The organism is Acidovorax sp. Root219, assembly GCF_001428665.1.
Taxonomy (GTDB): Bacteria; Pseudomonadota; Gammaproteobacteria; order Burkholderiales; family Burkholderiaceae_C; genus Acidovorax.
On sequence record NZ_LMIJ01000010.1, the window covers coordinates 448,645 to 461,354 of the forward strand.

At 68.7% G+C, this 12,710-nt stretch carries 11 protein-coding genes; 2 read left to right on the plus strand and 9 right to left on the minus strand.

What is annotated here, in order from left to right:
* Window positions 1-6: 6 nt before the first annotated feature.
* Window positions 7-1,155 (minus strand): ABC transporter substrate-binding protein, encoded by a 1,149-nt coding sequence (locus ASE28_RS10430; RefSeq protein WP_057266518.1) that lies wholly within the window; start codon window positions 1,153-1,155, stop codon window positions 7-9.
* Between the two features lie 125 nt (window positions 1,156-1,280).
* Between ASE28_RS10430 and ASE28_RS10435 the strand changes: the two genes are divergently transcribed.
* Complete coding sequence (locus tag ASE28_RS10435; protein ID WP_057266519.1) at window positions 1,281-3,368, plus strand: molybdopterin-dependent oxidoreductase; 2,088 nt, start codon at window positions 1,281-1,283, stop codon at window positions 3,366-3,368.
* 4 nt (window positions 3,369-3,372) lie between these two features.
* Here the strand turns inward: ASE28_RS10435 and ASE28_RS10440 are convergent, their stop codons facing one another.
* The 5 genes from ASE28_RS10440 to ASE28_RS10460 form a co-directional block, all read right to left on the minus strand.
* Window positions 3,373-5,007 (minus strand): MFS transporter, encoded by a 1,635-nt coding sequence (locus ASE28_RS10440; protein WP_200963927.1) that lies wholly within the window; start codon window positions 5,005-5,007, stop codon window positions 3,373-3,375.
* Complete coding sequence (locus ASE28_RS10445; protein ID WP_057266520.1) at window positions 4,997-5,407, minus strand: DoxX family protein; 411 nt, start codon at window positions 5,405-5,407, stop codon at window positions 4,997-4,999. Before ASE28_RS10445 ends, ASE28_RS10440 begins: the two co-directional genes overlap by 11 nt.
* A complete protein-coding gene (locus tag ASE28_RS10450) occupies window positions 5,407-7,296 on the minus strand; it encodes an amidohydrolase (RefSeq protein ID WP_057266521.1) in 1,890 nt (629 codons plus the stop codon). The genes ASE28_RS10445 and ASE28_RS10450 overlap by 1 nt, the downstream gene beginning before the upstream one ends.
* Window positions 7,297-7,389: 93 nt before the next feature.
* Complete coding sequence (locus ASE28_RS10455) at window positions 7,390-8,043, minus strand: hydrolase (protein ID WP_057266522.1); 654 nt, start codon at window positions 8,041-8,043, stop codon at window positions 7,390-7,392.
* Window positions 8,044-8,091: 48 nt separating this feature from the next.
* Window positions 8,092-8,817, minus strand: coding sequence for a pirin family protein (locus ASE28_RS10460; RefSeq protein ID WP_057266523.1), 726 nt, complete (start codon window positions 8,815-8,817; stop codon window positions 8,092-8,094).
* 184 nt (window positions 8,818-9,001) lie between these two features.
* Between ASE28_RS10460 and ASE28_RS10465 the strand changes: the two genes are divergently transcribed.
* Window positions 9,002-9,904, plus strand: a complete 903-nt coding sequence (locus ASE28_RS10465; RefSeq protein ID WP_057266587.1) for a LysR family transcriptional regulator — start codon at window positions 9,002-9,004, stop codon at window positions 9,902-9,904.
* A gap of 31 nt (window positions 9,905-9,935) precedes the next feature.
* Here the strand turns inward: ASE28_RS10465 and ASE28_RS10470 are convergent, their stop codons facing one another.
* The 3 genes from ASE28_RS10470 to ASE28_RS10480 form a co-directional block, all read right to left on the minus strand.
* A complete protein-coding gene (locus ASE28_RS10470) occupies window positions 9,936-10,619 on the minus strand; it encodes a type 1 glutamine amidotransferase domain-containing protein (RefSeq protein WP_057266524.1) in 684 nt (227 codons plus the stop codon).
* A 39-nt stretch (window positions 10,620-10,658) separates the two neighbouring features.
* Window positions 10,659-11,822: an iron-containing alcohol dehydrogenase gene (locus ASE28_RS10475; RefSeq protein ID WP_057266525.1), complete on the minus strand. Its 1,164-nt coding sequence runs from the start codon at window positions 11,820-11,822 to the stop codon at window positions 10,659-10,661.
* Window positions 11,823-11,930: 108 nt separating this feature from the next.
* Window positions 11,931-12,650 (minus strand): TetR/AcrR family transcriptional regulator, encoded by a 720-nt coding sequence (locus ASE28_RS10480; protein WP_057266526.1) that lies wholly within the window; start codon window positions 12,648-12,650, stop codon window positions 11,931-11,933.
* Window positions 12,651-12,710 lie beyond the last annotated feature (60 nt).

Here is a 12,710-nt window from a genome sequence, read left to right on the forward strand (position 1 = left end):
AGGTCGTCAGGTCCTCACGCGCCCATCACCGGTCAGCATCGACATTTCCACGAAATGCGATGCCGCATGGTCCGTGGCGCTGTACGACACCTGAAAGCCCGAGATGGCCTGCGAGCCCAGGCCTTCGAGCCCGGCAATCAGGCCGTCGCGGGTGATCTTGCCGCTGCCATTGGCCTGGCGCAGGCCCTCGGCAAAGACGCGCGCAGCGACATAACCCTCCATGCTGGAGTAATTGGCCTGCACCTTGTCGCCGCCCTTCTTGATGGCTTCGAGGAACTCGCGCGTGATCTGGCGCGAGGGCTGGTAGGGCGAGGGCATGACCTGCGAGACCACCACCCCGGCACCGTCCTTGCCCAGTTCGTCGGCCAGGGCCTGCGTACCCACGAAGGACACGTTGTAGAACGTGCCGCCAAACCCCGCCTTGCGCGCGGCGCGCACGAAGGCGGCGCTGCCCGCGTAGGCAGCGATCTGCACCACTGCATCGGGCTTGGCGGCCACCAGCTTGTCCACCGCGGCCTTCACGTCCACCGAATTGCGCTCCACCGTGGCCGTGGCGGCGGGCGCCAGCTTCTGCTCGGTCAGCGCACGCACCACGCCGTCAAGCCCGGCCTTGCCATAGGCATCGTTCTGGTAGAAGACCGCGATCTTCTTGATCCCCAGGTTGGTGAGCTGGCGCACGATGAGTGCGGTTTCGTCGTAGTACGAGGCGCGCACATGGAACACCAGCCGGTTGAACGGTTGGCGCAACGCCTCGGCCCCCGTGAAGGGGCCGAAGAACGGCACCTTCTCCTTGGTGAACAGCGGCAGCGCCGCCAAGCTGGTGGGGGTGCCGATGTAACCGAACAGCGCAAACACGTCGTCGGCCATGAGCTTTCGGGTGTTCTCGGCGCAGCGGTCGGGCTCGTAGCCATCGTCGAGCGTTCGGATCTCGACCTGCCGCTTGCCCACACCGCCCTGGGCATTGAGCTGGTCGAAGAACAGCTTGGCGCCCTGGTGGAACTGGATGCCCAGTTGCGCCGCCGGGCCGGTGAAAGGGGCCGACTGGCCCAGCACAATGCGCCCTTCGCCTTGCGCCTGGGCCATCTGGAAGCCGCCAAGCGCCGCTGCGCCCAGCCCCACCGAAAACTGCCTGCGCCCCACTACAGTCTGGTTCATGGTGAAATCCTGGTTTCAGGGCTTTGCGCCCCATTTGCCATCGCCGCAAGGCGACCCCTCTGGAAGGGCGCGCCACGAGCGCGCAGCCTCCAGCCCCGCAGCCAGTTTAACGACCAGCCCACCAAATGCCCACGATTTCGGCCTCTGTCCCCACTGATTCCGTGCCCTTTGCCGTGCGCGGCGCCTGCCCCCATGACTGCCCCGACACCTGTGCGCTGCTGACCACCGTGGTCGATGGCGTGGCCACGCGGGTGCAGGGCAACCCCGACCACGCACACACCGATGGCGTGCTGTGTGCCAAGGTTTCGCGCTACACCGAGCGCAGCTACCACCCGGAGCGGGTGCTCACCCCCCTCAAGCGCAGCGGCCCCAAAGGCAGCGGGCAGTTCACGCCCGTCAGCTGGAACGAAGCCCTGGGCGACATTGCGCAGCGCCTGACGGCCATCGCCGCGCACGACCCCGAAGCCATCCTGCCCTACAGCTACGCCGGCACCATGGGCATGGTGCATGGCGAGAGCATGGACCGGCGCTTCTTCAATCAATTGGGCGCCTCGCTGCTGGACCGCACCATCTGCGCGTCGGCCGGTGCCGAGGCCCTGGTGCAGACCCTGGGCGGCAAGGTGGGCATGAAGGTCGAGTTCTTCGCCGAGGCGCAGCTGATCCTGATCTGGGGCAGCAACTCCATCGGCAGCAACCTGCACTTCTGGCGCTATGCGCAGCAGGCCAAGCGCAATGGCGCCCGGCTGGTCTGCATCGACCCGCGCAAGACCGAGACGGCCGACAAGTGCCACGAGCACATCGCCCTGCTCCCCGGCACCGATGCCGCGCTGGCGCTGGCGCTGATGCACGAACTGGTCGCCCACGACTGGCTGGACCACGACTACATCGCGCGCCACACCCTGGGCTGGGAGGGCCTGCGCGAGCGCGCCCTGCAGTGGCCGCCCGAGCGCGCGGCCGAGGTCTGCGGCGTGCCCGTGGAGCAGATCCGCCAGTTGGCGAAGGACTACGGCACCACCCAACCTGCCGCCATCCGCCTGAACTACGGCATGCAGCGCGTGCGCGGCGGCGGCAATGCCGTGCGCGCCGTCACTTGCCTGCCCGCGCTCACGGGCGCCTGGCGCCACCGCGCGGGCGGCATGCTGCTGTCCAGCTCGGGCCAGTACCCGGTGCAGCGCGCCGTGCTGCAGCGCCCCGACCTGCTGGCGGGGCGCCAGCCGCGCACCATCAACATGTCCACCATCGGCGACGACCTGCTGCGCCCGGCCTCGCCCGCCTTCGGCCCAGAGGTGCAGGCCGTGGTGGTCTACAACAGCAACCCCGTGGCCGTGGCGCCCGAGTCGGGCAAGGTGGTGCAGGGCTTTGCGCGCGAAGACCTGTTCACCGTGGTGCTGGAGCACTTTCGCACCGACACGGCCGACTATGCCGACTACATCCTGCCGGCCACCACGCAGCTCGAGCACTGGGACGTGCACTTGTCGTACGGCCACACCGATGTGGTGCTCAACCGCCCGGCCATCGCGCCGCTGGGCCAGGCGCGCTCCAACGCGCAGATCTTCCGCGACCTGGCCGCGCGCATGGGCTACACCGACCCCTGCTTTGCCGACGACGACGCTACCCTGTGCCGCCAGGCCTTCGGCGATGCGGTGGATTTCACGCTGCTCGAATCGCAGGGCTTTGCCACGCTGGCCATGCCCGATGCACCGTTTGCGCAAGGCCAGTTCCCCTCGCCCTCGGGCAGGTGCGAGTTCTATAGCGCGCGCCTGGCGGCCCAGGGCCTGGACGGCCTGCCCGACCACCTGCCCAACTACGAGCTGCAGGGCAGCTCGGCCCAGTACCCGCTGGCCATGATCTCGCCGCCGGCGCGCAACTTCCTGAACTCCAGCTTCGTCAACGTGAAGAGCCTGCGCGACATCGAAGGCCGGCCGCTGTTGGAGATCCACCCCGACGACGCCGAGGCGCGCGGCATTGCCAACGACAGCATCGTGCGCGTGTTCAATGCCCGGGGCAGCTACCGCTGCCACGCCAGCGTGTCGCGCCGCGCCCGGCCCGGCGTGGTCAACGGCATGGGCATCTGGTGGCGCAAGCTGGGCCTGGACGGCACCAACGTCAACGAGATCACCAGCCAGGCCCTGACCGACCTGGGCCGCGCCCCCACCTTCTACGACTGCCTGGTGGAGGTGGAGGCCGTGGACGCGACGGACGCCGTGGCCTGAACCTTCACCCCGGCGCCAGCGCCAGGAAGTGGTGCACCACGGGCTTGCCGGGCCCCTGGTGAAAGCGCAGCGCCTGGGCCTGCAGGTCGGCATCGGCCTGGGAGACGCGGTCGTGCTGGCGCAGGTGCTCGGCCCAGGACTCGACCAGGAACCATTCGATCACGCGCTCCGGCTCGCCCGTGTGCTCGGCCACGCCCCAGGCATAGGCCCCGTCACGGCGGCGCTCCGTGGCCACCAGTTGCATGGCCTGCAGGAAGGCCGGCCGGTCGGCCTTGCGGATGCGGTACTCCACCTGCACCATCACCGGACCACGGTCGTGCGCAACGGGCTCGGCCAGCAGGGGCTCGGGCCAGTGGCGCGAGGGCTGCAGGTCCGCCTCGCCCGTGGGCAGCTTCACGCGATGGAACACGAAGGCCACCACCACCAGCCCGGCCGCACCGATGAGCAAGGTGGTAGGCAGCCCCGCCTGCCCCGCCACCAGGCCCCAGCCCAGGCTGCCGGCGGCCATGGCGCCGTTGAACACCATGAGGTAGATGGCCAGGCCGCGCCCGCGCACCCAGTTGGGCAGCACGGCCTGGGCAACACCGTTGAGTGTGGTCAGCGCGATGATCCAGCCCAGGCCCAGCACCATCATCAGCACCACGGCGGCCCATTGCGGCGGCGCCAGGGTCAGCGCGCCCATCACGGTCGCCGTGAGCAGCGAGGCGGTGAGCACCAGGCCATCGGTATCGAGCCGGCGGCGCAGCCGGGGCAGCAGCACGGCACCCAGAATGGCACCCGCCCCCACGGCACCCAGCAGCACGCCATAGAAGCCGGCCGAGCCGCCCAGCATGCGCCGGGCCACCAGCGGCAACAGCGCCCACACCGAGCTGGCGAACAGGAAGAACACCGCTGCGCGCAGCAGCACCACGTGCAGCTCGCGGCTGGCGCGGGCATAGCGCACGCCGGCCCGGAAGGCGCCGAAGAACTGCTCGTTGCGCCCCGTGTCCACGGCGGGCGGCCGGCGCCACCACAGCAATGCCGCCACCACGAACACATAGCTCAGCACGTCGAGGCCATAGGCAGCGGCCGCGCCGAAGCTGGCCAGCAGCAGGCCGCCCACCGCAGGGCCCACGGCCCGTGCGATGTTGATGCCCAGCGAGTTGAGCGCCACGGCGTTGCGCAGTTCGCTGCGCGGCACCAGCTCGGGCACGATGGACTGCCAGGTTGGCCCCATGAGGGCCGCACCCACGCCACCCAGGAAGGTCAGCGCGATCAGGTACTCCACCGTGAGGGTGTGGGTCTGCGCCAGCAGCAGCAGGCCGCCGCTGACACCGGCCAGCAGGATCTGCACACCGATCAGGAAGCGCCGCCGGTCCAGGATGTCCGACAGCACACCCGCCGGCAGCGCCAGCAAAAAGATCGGCAGCGTGGCCGCCGTCTGCACCAGGGCCACGGCCGTGGGGCTGGTGGACAGCTCGGTCACCATCCAGGCGCTGGCCACATCGCGCATGAAGCTGCCGATATTGCCCAGCACCGTGGCGGCCCACAGCACCGCGAACACCGGCAGGCGCAACGGAGCGAAGCTGCCGGACGGCGCAGCGGGCACTGCCGCCGGCGCAGGGGTTTCAGGATGGTGGTGCTCGTGTTCATGTGCCATGCAGGCCTCCCAGGTCGTGCCAGGCCACGAGCACGAAACCGCCCGCCAGACCCCAGTGTTCAAAGAATGCGTTGGCTGCGCGCCGGCGCTCTGCCGGTGCTGCCTGCCAGAAGCGGTCGGCCACGAAGGCCGCCAGCACCGTGAAGCCTGCGAGCGCCAGCGCCCCGACCCACCGATACCAGCCCGAAACCACCAGGGCCGAGGCCCCGAGTTGCAATGCGATGGTGGCGGCCGCCAGCGGCGCGGCCGGCGCCAGGCCGAAGTGCCGCATCTCGGCCACGGCACCGGCGAAATCGCGCGCCTTGGCGAAGCCACCCTGCAGGTAGGCTGCGCACAGGCACAGCAGGGCCAGCGACTGCACCCAGGGTGCGGTCGCTGCGGAGTGAAGGGCCTCGGCCATCACACCGCCCAGCAGGCGCAGCCCAGAGCGCCCCAGAAGCCCTTGAGGTCGGCAATCGGCAGCTGGCTGCTCCAGGCCGTGGCGTGCTGGTGGCCGTGCACATTGCAGTCGTTGGCGCAGGCACAGGCGGCCGCCGCCTGGCGCAGGGCCGCCTGCAAGGGCTTGCCTTCCTGGTCGCCCCAGCCACCGTAGCCGCCGAAGGTGCGCACCGGCGACCAGTCGGGTATGGCGGGCGGCGGCGCGGCACCGTCGTGCGCGGCGAATTCGCCCACGCCGTAGACCACCTTGCCGCCCACCACGGTGAGCAGGGCCGTGGTGTCGGCGATGTCGGACTCGGGGCAGGCGAAGAAGTCGCGGTCGGGCACCACCAGGTCGGCGAGTTGGCCCACCTCGATGCGGCCCTTCTTGCCCTCCTCGTTGGAAAACCAGGTCACGTTCTCGGTCCACATGCGCAGCGCGGCTTCGCGGTCCAGGCAGTTGCGCTGCGGGGTCAGCTGCAGGCCACCCACCGTCTTGCCCGTGACCAGCCAGGACAGCGACACCCAGGGGTTGTACGAGGCCACGCGCGTGGCGTCGGTGCCGGCGGAGACCTTGACGCCTTTTTCGAGCATGCGCTTGACGGGCGGCGTGGCCTCGGCGGCGCCTGCGCCGTAGCGTTCGACGAAATACTCGCCCTGGTAGGCCATGCGGTGCTGCACGGCCACGCCTCCGCCCAGTGCGGCGATGCGGTCGATGGAGCGCTCCGAAATCGTCTCGGCATGGTCGAAGAACCAGTTCAAGCCGGCCAGCGGCGTGTCGCGGTTCACCTTCTCGAACACGTCGAGCGCGCGGGTGATGGTTTCGTCGTAGGTGGCATGCATGCGCCAGGGCCAGCGGTTCTGCGCCAGGATGCGCACCACGCCCTCCAGGTCGTCTTCCATCTCCGGGCCCATGTCGGGCCGGGGCTGGCGGAAGTCCTCGAAGTCGGCGGCCGAGAACACCAGCATCTCGCCCGCGCCGTTGTGGCGAAAGTAATCCGTGCCCTGCTTGTACTGCGAGGTGGCCGTCCAGTGCAGGAAGTCCTCTTTCTCCCCTTTGGGCTTTTGCGTGAACAGGTTGTAGGCCAGGCGGATGGTGAGCTGCTCGGCATCGGCCAGTTCCTGGATCACGGCATAGTCGTCAGGGTAGGCCTGGAAGCCCCCGCCCGCATCGATGGCGCCCGTGACGCCCAGGCGGTTGAGCTCGCGCATGAAGTGGCGCGTGGAGTTGACCTGGTAGTCGTGCGGGAGCTTCGGGCCCTTGGCCAGCGTGGCGTAGAGGATGGCGGCATTGGGCTTGGCCAGCAGCAGGCCCGTGGGATTGCCTGCGCTGTCGCGCACGATCTCGCCGCCCGGGGGCGCGGGCGTCTCGCGTGTGTAGCCCACGGCGCGCAGGGCAGCGGCGTTGAGCAGGGCGCGGTCGTACAGGTGCAGTATGAACACCGGCGTATCGGGCGCCACGGCATTGAGCTCGGCAATGGTGGGCAGGCGCTTCTCGGCGAACTGGTGCTCGGTGAAACCGCCCACCACGCGCACCCACTGCGGCGCAGGCGTCACCGCCACCTGTCGGCGCAGCATGGCCATGGCGTCGGCCAGGCTGCGCACGCCGTCCCAGCGCAGCTCCATGTTGAAGTTCAGGCCGCCACGGATGATGTGCAGGTGGTTGTCGATGAGCCCGGGCAGCACAGAGCGGCCCTGCAGGTCGATGACGCGCGTGCCGGGGCCGGCCAGCGGCAGGATCTCGCGGTCCGCACCGACCTGGGCGAAGCGGCCGCCCGCGATGGCCACGGCGCTGGCCGTGGGCTGGGCCCGGTTGAGCGTGGTGAAGCGGCCGTGGTGCAGGATCAGGTCGGGCGTGCTGGTCTGGGCCATGGGAGAGGTTCCTTCAGAGGCGGGAGATGGCGAGGTGCCGCAGTATCGGGCACCCCTCGGGGCTGTTGGGTGACTCGGGGAAAGCGCAGCCCATCAACCTTCGTGCGCGTTGAACATGCTTTTCGCGTAGGTGATGCCCAAGCCGTAACCCCCGCCGAACTTCTTCGCGATGCCCGTCGTCATGTCATAGGTGTCGGTGCGGGCCCAGTCGCGCTGCAGCTCCAGCAGGTACTGCAGCGCGGTGATGGGCCGTGCGCCGGCCTGCACCATGCGCTCCATGGCGCGGTTGTGGGCCTCGGTGGAGATGTCGCCGCTGGCGTCGGCGATCACGTAGACCTCGAAACCCTGGTCCAGTGCCGACAGGGCCGGCCCGACGATGCAGACGCTGGTCCACAGGCCGGCGAGCACGATGCGCGACTTGCCGATGGCGTTGACGCGCTCGATCACCCCAGCATCTTCCCAGGTGTTCATGGAGGTGCGGTCCAGCAACGCCTGACCGGGGAACGGGGCCGTGACTTCCTCGAACATGGGGCCCGAGAAGCTCTTTTCGGCCACGGTGGTGAGGATGGTCGGTACGCCGAAGCCCGCAGCCGCGCTGGCCACCAGGCCGGCATTGGAGCGCAGCGTGATCGCGTCGATGGAGTGCGTGGCAAAGGCCATCTGCGACTGGAAGTCGACCATCACCAGCGTGTGGTCGTTCGGGTTGAGCAGCGTGGAACCGGCGGCGGGCTTGGCGATGGGCGTCATGGGAATCTCCTGGAAAGTGAAAGAATGGGTTCGGGATAAAGATCAGGCTCAGCGGGGCATCACGGGCAGCTCGTTGGGGCGCAGGTCGAACACCAGCACTTCGGCCTGCTCGCCAGCGGCAAAGCGCAGCTCCTTCGGTTCGCGGATGCGGGCACCATCGCCCTCGGACAGGCGCTCGCCATTGACTTCCAGGCTGCCGCGGGCCACGTGTACATAGACATGGCGGTCAGCGCCCACGTCCAGCGTGGCCCATTCATCGCCATCGAACAGGCCGGCATAGACCCGGGCGTCCTGGTTCACAGCCAGGGAGCCATCCGTGCCTTCGGGCGAGATGATCTGGCGCAGGCGGCCACGCTTGTCGGCCTCGCTGAAGTGCACCTGCTGGTAGCGCGGTGCGGCACCGCGCACACCGGGCACGAGCCAGATCTGCAGGAAGTGCACGGCCTCGTCACCCGAGTGGTTGAACTCGCTGTGCTCCACGCCGGTGCCGGCGCTCATCATCTGCACGTCACCGGGGCGGATGACCGAGCCCGTGCCCATGGAGTCCTTGTGCTCCAGTGCGCCTTCAAGCACGTAGGAGAAGATTTCCATGTCGCGGTGGCCATGGGTGCCGAAGCCTTTTGCGGGTGACACGCGGTCGTCGTTGATCACCAGCAGGTCCGAGAAGCCTTGCTGCTTAAGGTCACGGTAGTGGCCGAACGAAAAGGTATGGCGCGAATGCAGCCAGCCGTGGTTGGCGTTGCCGCGTTGGTGGGCTTTGCGGATGTCGAGCATGGGGATGTCCTTTCTTCAGATTCGATGGGGTTCACACTGAACTTCTGGCCTGCCGTCCGGCAGTTGTCAGAGAGCTGCAGTGCTCGGGTGAAGAAAGTATCTCGCCGCAGAGGGGGGCATAGGTTGAAACATCAACGGCTCCATGATCGATAATTTCGATGATTGAAACATCCCGCTTTTGGCCATGCTGAAACTGACCCTGGAAGCCATCGAACTCGTGGACGCCATCGCGCGGCACGGCTCCTTCGCGGGCGCGTCCGAGCAACTGCACAAGGTGCCCTCCACCATCTCCTACGCCGTGGGCAAGCTGGAGGAACAACTGGGCTTTGCCCTGTTCACACGCAACGGGCCGCGCGTGGCGCTGACCCCTGCGGGGCAGGAGATGCTCAAGGAGGGGCGCTGGCTGCTGGTGGCCGCCGGCCACCTGGAATCGCGCATGCGCCAGATCGCCACGGGCTTCGAGTCCGAACTGCGCCTGGTACACGACTCGCTGATCCCCACCAGCGCCTTCAACGACGACATCTGCGCCTTCGAGGACCTCCATTGCGGCACGCGCCTGCGCATTGGCTGCGAGGCGCTCACCGGCACCTGGGAGGCGCTGCGCGAGGGCCGCGCCGACATCGTCGTGGCCGCGGGCGAGGGCCCGGCCGGCGGCGGCTACAAGGCCGTGGCCGTGGGCAGCCTGGAGTTCGCCTTCTGCGTGACGGCCACGCATCCGCTGGCGCAGCTCCAGCGCCCGCTGGCGCGCAACGACCTGCTGGAGCACACGGCCGTGGTGGTGGGCGACGGGGCGCGCTCGCTGTCGGACCGCACGGTGGGCCTGCTGGCGGGGCAGCGGCGCATCACCGTGCCTTCGATGCAGGCCAAGATCGCCTGCCAGGCCGCCGGCCTGGGCCATGGCTTCGTGCCGCGCGTGTGCGTGCGGCACGAACTGGAGACCGGCATCCTGGTGGAGCTGGTGGTGCAGGAGCCGCGCGCCGACGAGACCTTCTGGCTGGCCTGGAGGCCTGAGCACATGGGCGAGGCGCTCAAGTGGTGGCGCCAGCGGCTGGCCCGGCCGCTGCTGCCCGGGATCCTGCCGCACTGATCCGGCCGGGGCCGAAGCCCCGGGCCGGGCTTCAGCCCAGTTGCTGGAGGACGGCGTGTGCGCCCTGCTCCGACGAGGCCGGGTTCTGGCCCGTGATCAGGTTGCCATCGGTCAGCACATAGGGCGCCCAGTCGGCCCCCTTGGAGTACTGGCCGCCGTTGGCCTGGAGCATGTCTTCCACGAGGAAGGGGACTACCTTGGTCAGTTGCACGGCCTCTTCCTCGGTGTTGGTGAAGCCGGTGACCTTCTTGCCGTCGACCAGCGGCTTGCCGTTGGGCGCCTTGGCATGGCGCAGCACGCCCGGCGCGTGGCAGACCAGGGCCAGGGGTTTGCCGGCCGCAAAGGTCTTCTCGATCAGCGCGATGGACAGCGCATCCTCGGCCAGGTCCCACAGCGGGCCATGGCCGCCGGGGTAGAACACGGCGTCGAAGTCCTCGGCGCGCACGCTGGCCAGCGCCACGGTGTTCGCCAGCACGTTCTGTGCGTCGGCATCGGCCTTGAAGCGGCGCGTGGCATCGGTCTGCGCGCCCGGGTCATCGCTCTTGGGGTCCAGCGGCGGCTGGCCGCCCTTGGGCGATGCCAGCGTGATCTGCACGCCCGCGTCCTTGAACACGTAGTACGGCGCGGCAAACTCTTCGAGCCAGAAGCCCGTCTTCTTGCCGGTGTCGCCGAGCTGGTCGTGCGAGGTCAGGACCATCAGGATTTTCTTTGTCATGGTGTGGCTTTCAGGTGTGGTGAATGAAGTGGAAGGTGCTTACAGCGCCGCTTCGAGCACGCGGCGGCTCACCGCCGGCGTCACGTCGCGGTGTTCGCCCAGCGTGACCATGCCGTGCGCTTCGAGCTGCGACACGAGCTTGTCCACGCTGTCCGCGCCCACGCCGTAGGCCGACAGGCGTGTAGGAATGCCCATGCGCTCGAAGAAGTCGCGCGTGGCGGCAATCGTGGCGTCGATGCGTTCGTCGTCGGTGCCGGTGCGGATGCCCCAGACCCGTTCGCCGTACTGCAGCAGCTTGGCGGCCTTGGTGGCGCGCTGCGCGTGGAGCAGCGAGGGCAGCACCACGGCCAGCGTGCGCGCATGGTCGATGCCGTGCAGGGCGGTCAGCTCATGGCCGATCATGTGCGTGGCCCAGTCCTGCGGCACGCCGGCACCGATCAGGCCGTTGAGCGCGAGGGTGGCCGTCCACATCAGGTTGGCGCGGTCGGCATACACCGGCTCGGGCGCGGCCAGAATGCGCGGGCCCACCTCGATCAGCGTCTGCAGGATGCCTTCGGCAAACCGGTCCTGCACCGCGCCATCCACCGGGTAGGTCAGGTACTGCTCCACCGTGTGCACGAAGGCATCGACCACGCCGTTGGCCAGTTGCTGCGGCGGCAGGGTGTAGGTCTTGGTCGGGTCGAGCACCGAGAACACCGGGTAGGTGAGCTTGCTGCCGAACGCCAGTTTGGCGCCCTTGGCGCGGTGCGTGATGACGCCGCCGTTGTTCATCTCCGAGCCCGTGGCGGGCAGCGTGAGCACCGAGCCGAAGGGCAGCGCGCCCGTGACGTTGCGGCCATGCTGCTCCAGGATGGACCAGGGGTCACCGCCCTCGAACTTGACCGCAGCGGCGATGAACTTTACCGCGTCGATCACCGAGCCGCCGCCCACCGCGAGCAGGAAGTCGAAGCCGCCTTCGCGGATCTGCGACACGGCCTTCATCGAGGTCTCGTAGCTCGGGTTGGGCTCGATGCCGCTGAAGGTGGCGTGCTGGCGCGCGCCGAGCGCCGTGCGCACCTCGGCCAGCGTGCCGGTCTTCTCGGCGCTGGCGCCGCCCACCAGGATGAGCACCTTGGCATGGGGCGGCACCAGCTTGTCCAGGTCGGCGATGCGGTCCTTGCCAAAGGCGATGTGGGTCGGGTTGTGGAAGTCGAAGTTGAGCATGGGGTTTCCGTGGGGTTGTGGTGGTGAAGCGTTGGAAGAAAGTCGATCAGAGTAGACCGGTCGGCTAGTTATTCAAATGGGCATGGCACGGTACTGACACGACTGCTTTCAGGCGGACTGGCGCGGCGCCTTGCCTTTGCCTCCGCGAGGCGCCGCCCGGCTCCTCTGCGCATGCGCCGCTTGCGGCCTGGCTGGAGCAACGGGCCCGGCATCCGCGCCGCCCAGCAAGGCATTCGTGGCGCGCAGCGCGTGCTCGAACGATGAGCCATCGCGCCGCAGTTTGGCCAACAGGCTGGCGCCCAGCCACATCTCGTAGAGCGTGAGCGCCATGGCCTCGGGGTCCATGGCCTGCGGCACCGAACCGTCCTGCACGGCCTCGCGCAGGCAGCGGGCGAGCCGCGCCACGATCTGCGTAGTGCCATCGCGCAGGGCGATGCGCATGGTGTCCGACATGTCGGCCACCTCGGCGCTGAGCTTGACGACCAGGCACTTGCTGCCTTCGCCCGCCCCTGCATCGCAGGCCGGGCCGTCCACCCCGCACTGCGATACGTTCCAGTAGGCCCAGTAGCGCATCAGCCGTGCGCGTGCTGGCTGGCCATCGGGTGCCAGCATCTGCTCGAGGTGGGCCAGGTAGCGCTCCATGTAGCTGGCCAGCAGGGCCTCGCCGAAGCGCTCCTTGGAGCTGAAGTAATGGTAGAACGAGCCCTTGGGCACGCCGGCCGCGGCCAGGATCTCGGCCAGCCCCACGCCCACAAAGCCCTTGGTGGCGATGAGGCGCTCGCCACAGCGAAGGATGTGGGTCTTGGCGGAGGGTTGGTCGGTCGACACGGAGGGTATTGTGCACCGATTAGACCGGTCGTCTAGTGCGCTGGGGCACCGACCCTGCCG